Origin of the sequence: Klebsiella sp. K4 (assembly GCF_014596785.2) — a bacterium.
Taxonomy (GTDB): Bacteria; Pseudomonadota; Gammaproteobacteria; order Enterobacterales; family Enterobacteriaceae; genus Klebsiella; species Klebsiella pneumoniae.
Genome location: NZ_CP115021.1, coordinates 2015041 through 2030446, shown reverse-complemented (window position 1 = coordinate 2030446; position 15406 = coordinate 2015041). Strand labels below are relative to the sequence as shown.

Below are 15406 nucleotides of genomic sequence, written 5' to 3'. Positions count from 1 at the left end.
CACTCATTGACGGGGAAGGATTCTGTCGTGGAAATTTCTTATGGCCGCGCGCTGTGGCGCAATTTTCTTGGCCAGTCGCCGGACTGGTACAAGCTGGCATTAATCATTTTCTTAATCGTAAATCCGCTGGTGTTCGCCGTGGCGCCGTTTGTCGCCGGCTGGCTGCTGGTGGTCGAGTTTATCTTTACCCTCGCCATGGCGCTGAAGTGCTATCCGCTGCTGCCGGGTGGTCTGCTGGCTATCGAGGCGCTGCTGATCGGCATGACCAGCCCGGCGCACGTGCGGGAAGAGATCGCCGGCAATCTGGAGGTGCTGCTCCTGCTGATGTTCATGGTGGCGGGTATCTACTTTATGAAACAGCTTTTGCTGTTCGTGTTTACGCGCCTGCTGCTGGGGATCCGCAGCAAAATGCTGCTATCGCTGGCCTTCTGCCTGGCGGCCGCCTTCCTCTCGGCCTTTCTCGATGCGCTGACGGTGGTGGCGGTAGTGATCAGCGTCGCCGTCGGGTTCTACGGCATCTATCACCGCGTCGCCTCGGCGCGCCCGGACGATAGCGACCTGCTCGATGACAGCCATATCGAGCAGCACTACCGTGAGGTGCTGGAGCAGTTCCGCGGCTTTCTGCGCAGCCTGATGATGCACGCCGGCGTCGGGACCGCGCTCGGCGGCGTCATGACCATGGTCGGCGAGCCGCAAAACCTGATTATCGCCAAAGCCGCGGGCTGGCATTTTGGCGAGTTCTTTCTTCGCATGGCGCCCGTGACCCTGCCGGTGATGGTCTGCGGTCTGTTAACCTGTCTGCTTGTCGAAAAGTATCGCCTGTTTGGCTACGGCGAACCGCTACCGCCGACGGTGCGCAAGGTGCTGCAGGAGTTTGACGATCGCAGCCGCGCCCAGCGCAGCCGTCAGGAGCGACTGCGGCTGATTGCCCAGGCGCTCATTGGCGTTTGGCTGATCGTGGCCCTGGCTTTTCACCTGGCTGAGGTCGGCCTGATTGGCCTGTCGGTGATCATCCTCGCCACCACCTTTACCGGCGTTACCGATGAGCACGCCATTGGCAAGGCGTTCACCGAGGCGCTGCCCTTTACCGCGCTGCTGACGGTCTTCTTCTCCATCGTCGCGGTTATCATCGATCAGCAGCTGTTCACGCCGGTGATCGAGTTTGTCCTGCAGGCCTCGCCGCACGCGCAGCTGTCGCTGTTTTATCTGTTCAACGGCCTGCTGTCGTCCATTTCGGATAACGTGTTTGTCGGCACGGTCTACATCAACGAAGCGAAAGCGGCGCTCGAACATGGCGCCATCAGCCTGCCCCAGTTTGAGATGCTGGCGGTAGCGATCAACACCGGCACCAACCTGCCCTCGGTGGCCACCCCGAACGGCCAGGCGGCGTTTCTCTTCCTGCTGACTTCCGCCCTGGCGCCGCTTATTAGGCTCTCCTATGGCCGTATGGTGTGGATGGCGCTGCCCTACACCATCGTACTGACGCTGGTCGGCCTGTTATGCGTCGAGTTCACCCTGATGCCAGTCACCGACTGGCTGCTGGCGCACGGCTGGCTGGTGACGCCCAGCCTGCCCTGAGTCAGTTTTTGCCCGGGTTCGCCCGGGCGCATCAATAACCCGTTACGGAATATTTTCCGCCGCGCCTCTGGCGTCGGTTCGGTTTTCGTTTACACTGCCATGATTTAGCATCTTCCAGGGAAATGATTATGTTGCAATATTTAAACCAGTGCTCAAGAGGACGCGGTGCCTGGCTCCTGATGGCGTTGACCGCTTTTATTCTCGAACTTGTCGCGCTGTGGTTCCAGCACGTGATGCTGCTGCAGCCGTGTGTCATGTGTATTTACGAACGCTGCGCGCTGTTCGGCATCATGGGCGCGGGACTGGTGGGCGCTATCGCCCCCAAAACGCCGCTGCGCTATGTCGCCATGGCAATCTGGTTGTACAGCGCGATACGCGGACTACAGCTGGCGTGGGAGCATACGATGATCCAGCTGCACCCTTCACCGTTCCAGACCTGCGATTTCGCCGCCCGCTTCCCAACCTGGCTGCCGCTGGATAAATGGCTGCCGCAGGTTTTCGTTGCGTCCGGAGACTGTTCAGTACGTCAGTGGCAGTTCCTGTCGCTGGAGATGCCGCAATGGCTGGTGGGGATTTTCGCCGCCTATCTGCTGGTCGCTATTCTGGTGATCGTTGCTCAGCCTTTCAAAGCGAAAAAACGCGATCTGTTTGGTCGTTAAGCCGCGGCGAGTACAGCCCACAATGAAACGCCCTGCGGGGCGTTTTTTTATGCCTCCTGCGCATCGCTGAATCGTTTCATGTCTATGGTTGACCACAGCCACCAAAAGGCGCATATTAAATACATCTTTTAAAACCCCACAGGAGCTCACATGTCATCTTTACTGATCCCCACAGACTGGAAAGTTAAACGCTCCACCCCATTCTTTACCAAAGAGAATGTCCCTGCCGCCCTGCTGAGCCACCACAACACCGCGGCTGGCGTCTTCGGCCAGCTGTGCGTCATGGAGGGAACGGTGACCTATTACGGTTTTGCCAATGAACAGGCGACGGAGCCGGAGAAAAAAGTCGTGATTCATGCCGGGCAGTTTGCTACCAGTCCGCCGCAGTACTGGCACCGCGTCGAACTCAGTGACGACGCCCGCTTCAATATTCACTTCTGGGTGGCGGAAGAAACCGACGGTGAAAACGGGCTGTTCCACGCGAAGAAAGCGTGACGGCGCTTAGCGCGCCCTGTCAGGCAGATTAAGGATATGGTCCTGCCAGTCGACCACCGTGGACTCAGGCACCGCAATATGGCGAACGGAGATGCGTTCGCCGTGCATCGCCGCTTTTGAGCCAGTCAGCAGCGGGTGCCAGGCCGGCAGAGGCTTGCCTTCCGCCAGCAGGCGATAGGCACAGGTCGGCGGCAGCCATTCGAAGGTCGGCAGATTTTCGCGGGTAAGCTTGATGCAGTCCGGCTCATACTCAAAGCGACGCGCGTAGTTACGACACTGGCAGGTTTTGATATTGAGCTGACGACAGGCGACGTTGGTGAAGTAGATCTCGTCAGTGTCTTCATCCATCAGCTTGTGCAGGCAGCACTGGCCGCAGCCGTCACACAGCGATTCCCACTCCGCGTCGCTCATGTCATCCAGTGTTTTTTGTTGCCAGAAAGGTTGTTCGCTCATCGGAGTGTCCGTCGTTGCCAGTTAAGGGTGCACCTTATAACCAGTCTGGCACGCCGATGCAAGTTTTGCCGCCCCAAAAGGCGGCAAATAGCGCTTACAGCACGCGGGTAGTGAGCGCCAGGCCGTTGAAGCCGACCTCCAGCTCGTCACCGCTGTGCAGCGGCCCCACGCCTTCCGGGGTGCCGGTGAGGATCACATCCCCGGCTTTGAGGGTAAAGAAGCGCGACATATAGGCGATCAGCGGCACAATCCTATGGATCATGTCGGCAGTGGTGCCCTGCTGGCGCACTTCGCCATTAATCTTCAGGCTTAACGACGTATTCTGCGGGTCGCCGTGGAACTCAGCGGCCGGGATAAAGCCGGAGATCGGACAGGCGTTATCGAAGCCTTTGGCCTTCTCCCAGGGTTGTCCCGCTTTTTTCATTTTCGCCTGCAGGTCGCGCAGCGTGAGATCCAGCGCGACGCCATAGCCGGCAATCCCTTTAAGCACATGCTCTTCCGTCGCCTGACGCAGCGTGCTGTCGATAAGCACCGCCAGCTCGACTTCGTGATGCACCGAGCCCAGCCCCTCAGGGAGCACCAACGGCTGACGAAGATCGCACAGCGCAGTCTCAGGTTTAATAAACAGCACCGGCTCTTCCGGCGTCGCACTGCCCATTTCCTTGATGTGTTTCGCATAATTACTGCCGACGCACACTACTTTGCTTACTGGATAATCCAGAAGCGCACCCTGCCAGTTATGATGTTGGTACATTATTTTCCCTCGTGGGTTAATCGGATTGTTTCCCCTGTTCCGCCAGGTGTTTCTTTAGTAGATTTTCAGACGGCGGAGGCAGTTGCAGGTAATAGCCCTGTTCGCTTAACGCCTGTTTCACTTTTTCCAGATCGGCGTTAACCAGTTTTTTGCGCCCATCCAGCGGCAGCAGCATCGCCATTTGCGGCGTGCCAAAGCTGCGCATTAGCTCGTCAGGAACGCGCGAGAAATCGTCCTTTTTTTCGACGTATAAATAGGTTTGTTCACGTTTAGTACTTCGATAGATCACACAAAACATAGTTTTACTCGGAATTAGACCCGTGGTCACTTGCCTCAATATATGAGTGACTATAACATGCCTTTTAGTCTTCGGAATATCACCGCACTTCGGCGGTTGATAAACAGCAAATTGAGTAAGGCCAGGATGTCAAATACGCCAATCGAACTTAAAGGCAGTAGCTTCACGTTATCTGTCGTTCATTTGCACGATGCAAATCCCGAGGTTATTCGTCAGGCGTTAGAAGACAAAATCGCCCAGGCTCCCGCTTTTTTACGTCATGCTCCGGTGGTGGTGAATATCGCCAGCATCGAGGAGGAGGTAGAATGGCGCGCCATCAACGAGGCTATCGCCGCGACCGGTTTACGTATTATGGGCGTTAGCGGATGCAAAATTCCGCGCCTGAAAACCGAAATCGACCGCGCCGGCATCCCGTTATTAACCGAAGGGAAAGAAAAAGCCTCTCGTCCGGCACCGTCCGACCCCACCCCGCCGCCGCCAGTTGCTAGTCAGATCACAAAAACGCGTTTGATTGATCAGCCGGTACGTTCCGGTCAGCGCATTTATGCGCCACACTGTGATCTTATTGTTACAAATCATGTGAGTGCCGGTGCGGAACTTATCGCTGACGGAAATATCCATGTATATGGCATGATGCGAGGACGCGCGCTGGCAGGCGCCGGTGGCGACAGAGACGCCCAGATATTTTGTACCCACCTTGCGGCGGAGCTGGTCTCCATCGCCGGGGAATATTGGCTGAGCGATAACATCCCGGCCGAATTTTATGGCAAAGCGGCGCGCCTGCGTTTAGGTGAAAGCGCTTTGGCAATTCAACCGTTAAATTAATCCCTTTTTAACAAGGAATTTCTATGGCACGCATTATTGTTGTGACTTCGGGTAAAGGGGGCGTTGGCAAGACCACCTCCAGCGCGGCCATCGCTACAGGTTTGGCCCAGAAGGGAAAGAAAACCGTCGTTATCGACTTCGACATCGGCCTGCGTAACCTCGACCTGATTATGGGCTGCGAACGTCGCGTCGTTTATGATTTCGTCAACGTCATTCAGGGCGATGCCACACTGAACCAGGCGCTGATTAAAGATAAGCGCACGGAAAATCTCTACATTCTCCCGGCTTCCCAGACCCGGGATAAAGACGCTCTGACTCGCGAAGGCGTCGACAAGGTTCTCGAAGAACTGAAGAAAATGGAATTCGATTTCATCGTCTGTGATTCCCCGGCAGGCATTGAAACCGGTGCGCTGATGGCGCTTTACTTTGCTGATGAAGCCATCATCACCACTAACCCGGAAGTCTCCTCCGTTCGCGACTCCGACCGCATCCTTGGCATTCTCGCCTCTAAATCCCGCCGCGCGGAAAATGGCGAAGAGCCAATCAAAGAGCATCTGCTGCTGACCCGCTACAATCCAGGCCGCGTTAATAAAGGCGATATGCTGAGCATGGAAGACGTGCTGGAAATTCTGCGCATCAACCTGGTAGGCGTGATCCCGGAAGACCAGTCAGTCCTGCGCGCATCCAACCAGGGTGAGCCGGTGATCCTCGATGCCGCCTCGGACGCAGGCAAAGCCTATGCCGATACCGTTGAACGTCTGCTCGGAGAAGAACGCCCTTTCCGCTTCATTGAAGAAGAGAAGAAAGGATTCCTCAAACGCCTGTTCGGAGGATAAATTATGGCTTTACTCGACTTTTTTCTCTCGCGAAAAAAGAACACGGCTAATATTGCGAAAGAACGCCTGCAAATCATCGTCGCCGAGCGCCGCCGCGGAGACGCGGAGCCGCATTACCTGCCGCAGTTACGCAAAGATATCCTGGAAGTGATCTGTAAATACGTACAGATCGACCCGGAGATGGTCAGCGTGCAGCTGGAGCAGCGGGACGGGGATATATCCATTCTTGAGCTGAACGTGACCCTACCCGAAACGGAAGAGTCGAAATCCTGACCTGTCGCGCTTTCGCGAAAAAAAACCGGCTACGCCACGCGCCGCCGGTTTTTTAATGGTCTGAACCTGGCCGCGAACTAGCGCGGATAGTCGTTTAACAGCCTCTTCAGCCGCTCGGCCATCAGCTCCCCGCGCCAACCGGAAATCAGCTCAGGTTCACCGGCTTGCGTTTTCAGCTGCCAGTGCCAGTTCAGCAGCTGGTTGATCTGCCGACGCGACGCCAGCAGCTCCGCGCTTACGCCCTTCTCTGTGCTCACTTCCTGCACCAGCGCTTTAATATCTTTAAAGGCTTTGCGGTAGCCCGGCATGTCGATCAGGTTCTGCAGCGGCGCCGGCAGGGCCGACTCCGGCAGCGCCTGCGCTTTCTCGACCAGGCTAATCAGCGTTTTGCCGTGGAAGCGAATTTCGCTACCGGACAACCCGAGGCTGTCGAGCTCGCCCAGGCTGGTGGGCATATAGCGCGCCACGCTCCACAGATGCTCTTCCCGCACCACAAAGTTTACCGCCAGGTCGCGCTCGCGCGCTTTGCGCAGGCGCCACTCCGCCAACAGCTGCAGACAACCCAGCTGGCGGGTACGCAGCTGCCAGGCGTTGCCGATATCGCGCCAGGCCTCGGCCGGGTCGACCACCTCCTGACGACGCTGCTGCATCACGCGGCACTCGTCGAGCGCCGCCGGCAGCCAGCCAGCGCGATCGGTCTCCGCCATTAACTGGCTGGCGATCGGCAGCAGATACCAGACGTCGGCCGCGGCATATTCACACTGACGCTCAGTCAGCGGGCGCGCCAGCCAGTCGGTGCGGGATTCGCTTTTATCCAGCGCTACCCCGGAATACTCTTCCACCATTGAGGCGAAGCCCCAGGACATTGGGCGGCCGCAAAAGGCCGCCAGGATCTGGGTGTCAATCAGCGGCTGCGGCATCAGGTTAAATGCATTAAGGAAGACTTCTAAATCTTCGCTGCCGGCATGCAGGTATTTAGTCACATCCTGGTTGAGCAGCAGGTCGCGCATCGGCGCCCAGTCGTTAATCGTCAAGGGATCGATCAGAGAGACCTGCTGGCCGTCGAACAGCTGCAGCAGGCCCAGCTGCGGGTAATAGGTGCGGGTGCGGACAAATTCCGTATCCAGAGCGACGGCGGTGGCCGCGCTTGCCGCTTCGCAGACAGCGCGCAGGCCATCGTCGGTGGTGATCATCTGATAGTTCAAAGCATACTCTCTTAACTTGCGCCCATAAAAAACGCCGGCGTAGCCGGCGTCAGGCGACTCATTCGTTACTTAGCCTTTATTGTCCACTTTAGCGCGCGCTTCGTCACGCAGTTCTCGCCGCAAAATTTTCCCGACGTTGGATTTCGGCAGTTCGTCACGGAATTCCACCAGCTTCGGCACCTTGTATCCGGTCAAATGGCGACGGCAGAACGTAATCAGCGCCTCTTCGGTTAACGCAGCATCTTTCTTGACTACGAAAATCTTCACCGCTTCGCCGCTGCTGCCGGACGGCACGCCGATGGCCGCCACTTCCAGCACCCCGCTATGCTGCATGACCACATCTTCGATTTCGTTCGGATAGACGTTAAAACCCGACACCAGGATCATATCTTTTTTGCGATCGACGATGCGCAGGAACCCCTCTTCATCCATCACCGCGATATCCCCGGTGTGCAGCCAGCCGTCTTTGATAATCTCATCCGTCGCGTCAGGGCGCTGCCAGTAGCCCAGCATCACCTGCGGCCCTTTAATACAGAGCTCGCCCGGCTGACCCGGCGCCACTTCGTTATCATCATCATCCACCAGTTTGGCTTCGGTGGAAGGCACCGGCAGGCCAATGCTGCCGCTGTGGTAGTCAATATCGTGCGGGTTAACGCTGACCAGCGGGGAACACTCTGTCAGGCCGTAGCCCTCCAGCAGATATTGCCCGGTCAGTTTTACCCAGCGCTCGGCCACCGCCTGCTGCACCGGCATCCCACCGCCGGCGGACAAATGCAGCGAGGAGAAATCAAGCTGCTGGAACTCTTTGTTGTTCAGCAAGGCGTTGAACAGGGTATTGACCCCGGTCATGGCGGTAAAAGGATACTTCGCCAGCTCCTTCACCAGCCCGGGGATATCGCGCGGGTTGGTGATCAGCAAATTTTGCCCGCCCAGTTCGATAAACAGCAGGCAGTTCATGGTCAGGGCGAAAATGTGATACAGCGGCAGCGCGGTCACCACGAACTCTTTGCCGCGATGCAGCAGCGGGCCGTAGGTGGCATTGACCTGCTCGAGGTTAGCCAGCATATTGCGGTGGGTTAGCATCGCACCTTTGGCCACGCCGGTGGTGCCCCCGGTGTACTGCAGAAACGCCAGATCTTCCGCAACGATCTCCGGCTTGACGTACTGCATGCGATAGCCGTGCTGCAACGCGCTGCGAAACGAGATGGCGTCCGGCAGATGGTACTTCGGCACCAGGCGCTTAATATACTTGACCACAAAGTTCACCAGCGTACCTTTGGCGGTGGAAAGCTGGTCGCCCATGCGCGTCAGGATCACATGCTGGACCTGAGTTTTCGCCACCACTTTTTCCAGGGTATGGGCAAAGTTGGAGACTATGACGATCGCCGCCGCGCCGCTGTCGTTGAGCTGATGCTCCAGTTCGCGCGGGGTATATAAGGGGTTGACGTTAACCACGATCATCCCGGCGCGCAGGATGCCAAACAGAGCCACCGGATACTGCAGCAGGTTAGGCATCATCAGGGCCACGCGATCGCCCTTCTGTAACCCCAACCCCTCCTGAAGATAAGCGGCGAAGGCGCGACTACGCTCCTCCAGCTTACGGTAGGTCATCACTTCACCCATATTGATAAACGCCGGTTGGTCGGCGTAACGGGTGGTGGCATGTTCAAACAGTTCAACCAGGGATTGATAGCGGTCAGGATTTATCTCCGCCGGAACATCTGCGGGATAACGGTTTAGCCAAACCTTTTTCACTGCATCACCTCTGAAATAGTTATTCGTCGTCATCACAGCCCCTGGATAATACATTTTGTTAACATTATATTAACTCAGCGTACCAGTTTATTAATTAGGCAATGAGCAGGTTGCGAAGCGCGTCACTATTTTTTTTCTTATTCGACTGAAAACAAAGAAACAGCGGACCGGCCGCTGTTTCTTTGAACTAACATAAACAACAAAATCATTCGGTTACAACGTTTCTCACCTCAGCAGGGCCGGGATTGTACCAGCCCCAGCCGCCATAGCCGTAGCCCCAGGGGCGCGGACCCAGCATCCACGGGTCGATAGGTTGCGGAGGCATCACCACCTGCTGCACTACGTTCCAGCGCTTGTAGCCGGTGGCGTTCATCAGCATAAATTTATACGGCGTGCTGCCCACCTTGCCGTCAACCACCCCGGCGATCGGTCCGACCACGGTCACTAGTTGACCGCGGAAATCCACCGGATCGAGGAAGCCATTGACGTCAGCAAAAATCCTTCCGCGGGACGGCTCGCCCAGCACTGGCCGCGCGCCGCTGTCCAGCGGTACGGTGGCGATTTCTAAGCGGGTTTTCCCCTGCTGGTTTTGCACATTGACCACCTTACCGCCAAAGCGCGCTTCCTGGCCAACGTACAGCTGCGGCGCGTTCATCACCCGCACTAAATCCTGCTGCGGCGTCGGGCTGGTGCCTTTGATGGCATCCGGCACTGACACGCAGCCGCTTAGCGCAACGGCAACCGCCGCGGCTAACAGCCAGCGAACGCCCTGTTTTTGACCCGCCATGATGCGACTCCTTTTCTCAGTCTTCTTGTTACTGAGATTCACTCGCGGCCTGGAAGTTTCTTCCACGCCACCTCGTTTCGCAAATAAACCGGCTCCGCTTTCTCCACGGCCACGGTTTTCCCCGCCGCCAGCAGGTAACAGGCTAACGGCAGCATATCCTCCGCCGCCGGCAATTCAATTTCGCCGCTGCTTAAGGTCAGTCCGCTCGCTTTCGCCAGATCCGGCCACGCCTGCCATCCGGTGCCGACGGTGGCCCATTCGCCGGAAAGCTGTGCCAGTCGTTCGGCTACCGCGTCCGGTTTGAGCACCGCTTCCGTCTCTTCGCCATGCCAGACGCCCTGCTCGTCGCGCTGGTACTCGGCCCAGTAGACTTCGCCCATACGCGCATCAATGGCCGCCAGCACACGGGTGGCGCCGGTTTTGCGCCAGGCGCCCTGCGCCATGGTGGCCAGCGTGGAAACGCCAATCATTGGCAGTTCGGCGCCCAGCGCCAGCCCCTGGGCGATACCGATGCCGATGCGCACGCCGGTAAAGCTGCCCGGACCGCGGCCAAAGGCCAGCGCGTCCAGCTCGCTCAGCGTGGTGCCGCTCTCGGTGAGGACCTCCTGCACCAGCGGCAGGATACGTTGGGTATGTTCGCGGGGACAAATTTCGAAATGAGCACTAAGGGTGCCATCATTCCACAGAGCCGCGGAGCAGGCCTCTGTGGCGGTATCGATAGCCAAAATTCGCATGGGTGGTCACGCTCTCGTTACATAGTTCAGGCCTTCAGGCAGCCTGATTTCCGGCAAACGGCCAACCCGCCGCCATGCCGCCCGAAGTCTATTGGGAACCGCTAATTAACAAAATGGCGCGCAGCTTAACACATTTTAGTGCGGATTACCTTGCCGGCGGTACGGCGAGAAAGCGCACCGCCCGACTGATATCGCGGGTTCGCGGCGCCGGCGGCAGACTGGCCAGGAACACCGCGCCGTAGGGGCGCATCACCAGCCGGTTGTCGCAGATCACCAGCACCCCGCGGTCGTCGATATCGCGGATCAGGCGGCCCACCCCCTGCTTGAGGGTGATCACCGCATCCGGGAGCTGCACTTCATCGAAGGGATCGCCGCCGCGCAGCCGGCAATCTTCCATTCGCGCTTTTAGCAGCGGATCGTCCGGCGAGGTGAACGGTAGCTTATCGATAATCACCAGCGACAGCGCGTCGCCGCGCACATCGACTCCCTCCCAGAAGCTGCTGGTAGCCACCAGCAGCGCGTTGCCGGCGCTGACGAACTGCTGCAGCAGCTGGCCTTTACTGGTCTCGCCCTGCAGCAGCACCGGTAGCGTCATGGTGGCGCGGAACTGCTCCGCCAGATCGCGCATCATGGCGTGCGAGGTGCACAACATAAAGCAGCGACCATCGTTGGCCTCGATCAGCGGCTTGAGCATCGCCGCCAGGTGTCGCGCTGCGCCGGGCTGGTTCGGCAGGGGTAGGTTGCGCGGCACGCAGAGCAGCGCCTGGTGCTGATAGTCAAAGGGACTCGGCAGCAGCAGAGTCTGCGCCTCGTCGATCCCCAGCCGGGCGGTAAAGTGATGCAGATCGTCGTTAACCGACAACGTCGCCGAGGTAAAGATCCAACTCCCCGACTTCTGCGCCATCACCTCTTTAAACTTCTCGGCCACGGTCAGCGGCGTCAGCGCGAGAGTAAAGTGGCGCGAGGTACACTCATACCAGTAGCTGTAGCCCGGCAGGTTGATCTCTTTCAACCGCTTCAGGCGCCCGCGATAGAGGGTGGCGCGCTCAAAAGCGGCGTCGAGCAGCGCCGAGCGGCCCAGCGAAAGTTTGGCGACGTCATAGCATAGCTCGAGCGCGTCATCGAGCAGCAGCAGCGCCCGCTGAATGTGGCTGTCCGCCAGCAGCTCGCGCAGATTGCCGCGGTAGCCCGGGTCTCCCAGCTGCAGGCGGAAATCCTGCGCGCTTTGCGCCAGGCGGTCGGCGCATTTTTGCAGCTGCTGAGTGTCTTTCAGTTCGGTGCGGTAGGCAATGGTGATGTCTTTCGCCAGGTCCAGCAGCTGGCGGCTGGAGAGCGACTGGCCAAAGTACTGACTGGCGATATCCGGCAGCTGATGGGCTTCATCGAAGATCATCACTTCCGCCTCGGGGATCAGCTCGGCAAAGCCGCTCTCTTTGACCACCATATCGGCCAGGAACAGGTGATGGTTGACCACCACCACGTCGGCGTCCATCGCTTTTTTACGCGCCTTCACCACGAAGCAATCTTTATACAGTGGGCAGTCGCTACCGAGACAGTTATCGTTGGTGCTGGTCACCAGCGGCCAGGCCTGAGAGTCTTCCGCGACGCTGGCGCAGGTGCTGATATCGCCATCCTGGGTTTGATTCGACCAGGAGCGCAGGAGGATCACATCGCTGAGGGTTTGCACCGGCAGATCGCCGCCCGCCAGCGCCTGCTGCTCAAGACGTTCGAGACACAGGTAGTTGGAACGCCCTTTGAGCAGCGCCAGTTTCCCGGTGAATTTGAGCGCTTTGGCGACGGTGGGCAGATCGCGGCTGTAAAGCTGATCCTGCAGCGCTTTCGAGCCGGTGGAGATAATCACCTTTTTTTTCGCCCGCAGCGCAGGCGCCAGGTAAGCGTAGGTTTTACCGGTTCCGGTCCCCGCTTCCACCACCAGCGGCCGGGAGGCCTCAATCGCTTCGCTGACCGCCACCGCCATCTGGCGCTGCGGCTCGCGCGGTTTAAATCCCGGTATGGCTTTGGCTAGCTGGCCGTCTGCTGCAAAATCGTCGATCACATTGCCCCCTGGTTATTTGGACAGTGATTATGTCAGGGAGGACGGCGTTTCGCCAGTCCGGGTAGTGACGCGAGCGGCACATTATGGCAGTCTTGCCGCAGCCGAATGGAATGCTTAAAGAGGAAAAAGCAATGACAATTACGCGTATTGATGCCGAAGCCCGTTGGTCAGACGTGGTGATCCACAACCAGACCCTGTACTACACCGGCGTGCCGGCAAATCTCGATGCCGACGCTTTCGAGCAGACCGCCAATACCCTGGCGCAGATTGACGCGGTGCTGGAAAAACAGGGCAGCGACAAGTCGCGTATTCTTGACGCCACCATCTTCCTCGCCGATAAAAGCGACTTTGCGGCGATGAATAAAGCCTGGGACGCGTGGGTGGTGGCTGGTCACGCCCCGGTGCGCTGCACGGTGGAAGCGACGCTGATGAACCCGCAGTATAAAGTTGAGATCAAAATTATCGCCGCGGTGTAATTACTCGTCCTCATCCTCATCTTCAAAGCGCGCGACGATCTGCTCGCCGGTATGCGTTGCGCGCAGCTCTTCCGCCACCAGGGCAATCGCCTGGCCGCTGCTTATCCCCTGAGCCATTAGCTCATGGATACGTTCGACCGCTTTTTGCTGTTGCTCGTGGCTCAGCGAAGGTAAACCTGCAAACATCTTTTACTCCTGCTACATTGTGGGGCGTAATTATTTCACGCCGTCCCCAACTACGCCAGAGGGGCGGCAACGTTCAGGATCGAGAAAGATGTTGTCCCCCGCGATTATTACCCTGCCCTGGCGCCCGGATGCGGCCGAACACTATTTTGCGCCGTTAAGCGCCCTGCCCTGGGCGATGCTGCTGCATTCCGGCTTTGCCGACCATCCGCATAACCGCTTTGATATTCTGGTGGCTGCCCCGCGCGCCACGCTGCTGACGCGCGGTGAACAGACGTGGGTCGACGACGGCGAAACCGTTGTTGTCTCAGCGGAAGATCCGCTGCAGCTCCTGCAGCAGCAGTTGGATCGTCAGCCGTTCACGCCGCAGCCCCATGACGATCTGCCGTTTCTCGGCGGCGCGCTGGGATTATTCGGTTACGACCTGGGCCGTCGCTTTGAGCGTCTCCCTTCGCACGCGCAGACCGATATCGCGCTGGCGGATATGGCGGTGGGGATCTATGACTGGGCGCTTATCGTCGACCACCAGCGCCAACAGATATCGCTGCTCAGCTATGACGATCCTCAGCGGCGTTTCCAGTGGCTGCTGGCGCAATCACGTCCGGCGATGAAACCTTTCGCCCTGACCTCTGCCTGGCAGTCAAATATGAGCCGCCAGCAGTACGGCGAAAAATTTCGCCAGGTACAGGCCTATCTGCACAGCGGCGACTGCTATCAGGTCAACCTCGCCCAGCGTTTTCAGGCCAGCTACGTCGGTGATGAATGGCAGGCCTTCCGCCAGCTGAACGCCGTCAACCGCGCCCCCTTTAGCGCCTTTATTCGCCTCGATGAAGGGGCGATTTTAAGCCTGTCGCCGGAGCGCTTTATCCAGCTGCGCCAGGGGGAGATCCAGACGCGGCCGATAAAAGGCACCCTGCCGCGGCTCGATTCGCCGCCGGAAGATGCGCAGCAGGCTGAGAAGCTGGCGAATTCGCCGAAAGATCGCGCCGAGAATTTAATGATTGTCGACCTGATGCGCAACGACATCGGCCGCGTCGCCGTCCCGGGCAGCGTGCGGGTCCCCGAGCTGTTCGTGGTGGAGCCGTTCCCGGCGGTCCATCATCTGGTCAGTACCATCACCGCCCGCCTGCCAATGACGCTGCACGCCAGCGACCTGCTGCGCGCCGCCTTTCCCGGCGGCTCGATCACCGGCGCGCCGAAAGTGCGGGCGATGGAGATTATCGATGAACTGGAGCCCCAGCGTCGCAACGCCTGGTGTGGGAGCATTGGCTACCTGAGCTATTGCGGCAATATGGATACCAGCATCACCATTCGCACCCTGACGGCATGGCAGGGACAGCTGTACTGCTCCGCCGGCGGCGGAATTGTGGCGGATAGCGAGGAAGCGGCGGAATATCAGGAAACTTTTGATAAAGTTAATCGTATCCTGCAGCAACTGGAGAACTAGACCATGGCGGATCGCGCCCTTAATCTGGATGATTTTCTGTCCCGCTTTCAGCTTCTGCGCCCGCAGCCTTCGCGCCATGCGCTCAATCAGCGGCAGGCGGCGGTGCTGGTGCCGATCGTACGCCGGCCGCAGCCCGGCCTGCTGCTGACCCAGCGTTCGCCGCTGCTGCGCAAGCACGCCGGCCAGGTCGCCTTTCCCGGCGGCGCAGTAGATAATACCGACGCGACGCTTATCGCCGCCGCCCTGCGCGAAGCTCAGGAAGAGGTGGCGATCCCGCCGGAGGCGGTCGAGGTGATCGGCGTCCTGCCGCCGGTGGACAGCGTCACCGGCTTTCAGGTGACGCCGGTGGTGGGCATTATTCCCCCGGATCTGCACTACCACGCCAGCCAGGACGAAGTCTCCGCGGTATTTGAAATGCCGCTCGCCGAAGCCCTGCGCCTTGGGCGCTACCATCCACTCGATATCCACCGCCGGGGCAACGACCACCGCGTCTGGCTCTCCTGGTACCAGCATTATTTTGTCTGGGGAATGACCGCCGGGATCATTCGCGAGCTGGCGCTGCAAATTGGCGCACGTCCTTAGCTATACTGAT

At 58.7% G+C, this 15406-nt stretch carries 18 protein-coding genes; 9 read left to right on the top strand and 9 right to left on the bottom strand.

Translation table 11 applies throughout. The annotated features are described in order from the left end of the window. The first annotated feature begins 27 nt into the window (after window positions 1-27). The 3 genes from nhaB to IB144_RS10050 all read left to right on the top strand — a co-directional run bounded on the left by nhaB (window position 28) and on the right by IB144_RS10050 (window position 2732). The gene (gene nhaB / locus IB144_RS10060; protein ID WP_004180420.1) at window positions 28-1578 is read left to right on the top strand and encodes a sodium/proton antiporter NhaB; all 1551 of its coding nucleotides are present in this window, start codon (window positions 28-30) and stop codon (window positions 1576-1578) included. Window positions 1579-1706: 128 nt separating this feature from the next. Next, window positions 1707-2237 carry a disulfide bond formation protein DsbB gene (gene dsbB / locus IB144_RS10055; RefSeq protein ID WP_002910894.1) on the top strand — a complete coding sequence of 177 codons (531 nt, stop codon included), beginning with the start codon at window positions 1707-1709 and terminating at the stop codon, window positions 2235-2237. A 150-nt stretch (window positions 2238-2387) separates the two neighbouring features. Further along, window positions 2388-2732: a DUF1971 domain-containing protein gene (locus IB144_RS10050; protein ID WP_020324966.1), complete on the top strand. Its 345-nt coding sequence runs from the start codon at window positions 2388-2390 to the stop codon at window positions 2730-2732. A 6-nt stretch (window positions 2733-2738) separates the two neighbouring features. On the opposite strand, the gene IB144_RS10045 is transcribed toward IB144_RS10050, so the two are convergent. The 3 genes from IB144_RS10045 to IB144_RS10035 form a co-directional block, all read right to left on the bottom strand. Continuing rightward, window positions 2739-3185 (bottom strand): YcgN family cysteine cluster protein, encoded by a 447-nt coding sequence (locus tag IB144_RS10045; RefSeq protein WP_002910896.1) that lies wholly within the window; start codon window positions 3183-3185, stop codon window positions 2739-2741. 94 nt (window positions 3186-3279) lie between these two features. Beyond that, complete coding sequence (locus IB144_RS10040; protein ID WP_020324951.1) at window positions 3280-3939, bottom strand: fumarylacetoacetate hydrolase family protein; 660 nt, start codon at window positions 3937-3939, stop codon at window positions 3280-3282. A gap of 16 nt (window positions 3940-3955) precedes the next feature. Continuing rightward, a complete protein-coding gene (locus IB144_RS10035) occupies window positions 3956-4237 on the bottom strand; it encodes a YcgL domain-containing protein (protein ID WP_002910898.1) in 282 nt (93 codons plus the stop codon). A 126-nt stretch (window positions 4238-4363) separates the two neighbouring features. Here IB144_RS10035 and minC point away from each other — a divergent pair, with 126 nt between their 5' ends. From minC to minE, 3 genes are read left to right on the top strand one after another with little or no spacing between them, the layout of a single operon-like run. Continuing rightward, a complete protein-coding gene (minC, locus tag IB144_RS10030; protein WP_004180423.1) occupies window positions 4364-5062 on the top strand; it encodes a septum site-determining protein MinC in 699 nt (232 codons plus the stop codon). Between the two features lie 23 nt (window positions 5063-5085). Beyond that, complete coding sequence (gene minD / locus IB144_RS10025) at window positions 5086-5898, top strand: septum site-determining protein MinD (protein ID WP_002910900.1); 813 nt, start codon at window positions 5086-5088, stop codon at window positions 5896-5898. Window positions 5899-5901: 3 nt separating this feature from the next. After that, window positions 5902-6171 (top strand): cell division topological specificity factor MinE, encoded by a 270-nt coding sequence (gene minE / locus IB144_RS10020; RefSeq protein WP_002910902.1) that lies wholly within the window; start codon window positions 5902-5904, stop codon window positions 6169-6171. A gap of 77 nt (window positions 6172-6248) precedes the next feature. Here the strand turns inward: minE and rnd are convergent, their stop codons facing one another. The 5 genes from rnd to IB144_RS09995 form a co-directional block, all read right to left on the bottom strand. Beyond that, complete coding sequence (rnd, locus tag IB144_RS10015; RefSeq protein ID WP_020324960.1) at window positions 6249-7364, bottom strand: ribonuclease D; 1116 nt, start codon at window positions 7362-7364, stop codon at window positions 6249-6251. 81 nt (window positions 7365-7445) lie between these two features. Continuing rightward, window positions 7446-9131 (bottom strand): long-chain-fatty-acid--CoA ligase FadD, encoded by a 1686-nt coding sequence (fadD, locus tag IB144_RS10010; protein WP_002910904.1) that lies wholly within the window; start codon window positions 9129-9131, stop codon window positions 7446-7448. Window positions 9132-9336: 205 nt separating this feature from the next. Next, window positions 9337-9918, bottom strand: a complete 582-nt coding sequence (locus IB144_RS10005) for a Slp family lipoprotein (RefSeq protein WP_002910905.1) — start codon at window positions 9916-9918, stop codon at window positions 9337-9339. A 38-nt stretch (window positions 9919-9956) separates the two neighbouring features. Beyond that, complete coding sequence (tsaB, locus tag IB144_RS10000) at window positions 9957-10652, bottom strand: tRNA (adenosine(37)-N6)-threonylcarbamoyltransferase complex dimerization subunit type 1 TsaB (RefSeq protein WP_004151443.1); 696 nt, start codon at window positions 10650-10652, stop codon at window positions 9957-9959. Window positions 10653-10797: 145 nt separating this feature from the next. Continuing rightward, window positions 10798-12708: an ATP-dependent DNA helicase gene (locus tag IB144_RS09995; protein WP_020324955.1), complete on the bottom strand. Its 1911-nt coding sequence runs from the start codon at window positions 12706-12708 to the stop codon at window positions 10798-10800. Window positions 12709-12839: 131 nt separating this feature from the next. Here IB144_RS09995 and IB144_RS09990 point away from each other — a divergent pair, with 131 nt between their 5' ends. Then, window positions 12840-13184, top strand: a complete 345-nt coding sequence (locus tag IB144_RS09990; RefSeq protein WP_002910910.1) for a RidA family protein — start codon at window positions 12840-12842, stop codon at window positions 13182-13184. On the opposite strand, the gene IB144_RS09985 is transcribed toward IB144_RS09990, so the two are convergent. Next, window positions 13185-13370 (bottom strand): YoaH family protein, encoded by a 186-nt coding sequence (locus IB144_RS09985; RefSeq protein ID WP_004145519.1) that lies wholly within the window; start codon window positions 13368-13370, stop codon window positions 13185-13187. An 88-nt stretch (window positions 13371-13458) separates the two neighbouring features. Here IB144_RS09985 and pabB point away from each other — a divergent pair, with 88 nt between their 5' ends. Together pabB and IB144_RS09975 are read left to right on the top strand one after the other, a co-directional pair. Next, a complete protein-coding gene (gene pabB, locus IB144_RS09980; protein ID WP_065888595.1) occupies window positions 13459-14814 on the top strand; it encodes an aminodeoxychorismate synthase component 1 in 1356 nt (451 codons plus the stop codon). Window positions 14815-14817: 3 nt separating this feature from the next. Continuing rightward, window positions 14818-15396 carry a CoA pyrophosphatase gene (locus IB144_RS09975; protein WP_004180429.1) on the top strand — a complete coding sequence of 193 codons (579 nt, stop codon included), beginning with the start codon at window positions 14818-14820 and terminating at the stop codon, window positions 15394-15396. Window positions 15397-15406 lie beyond the last annotated feature (10 nt).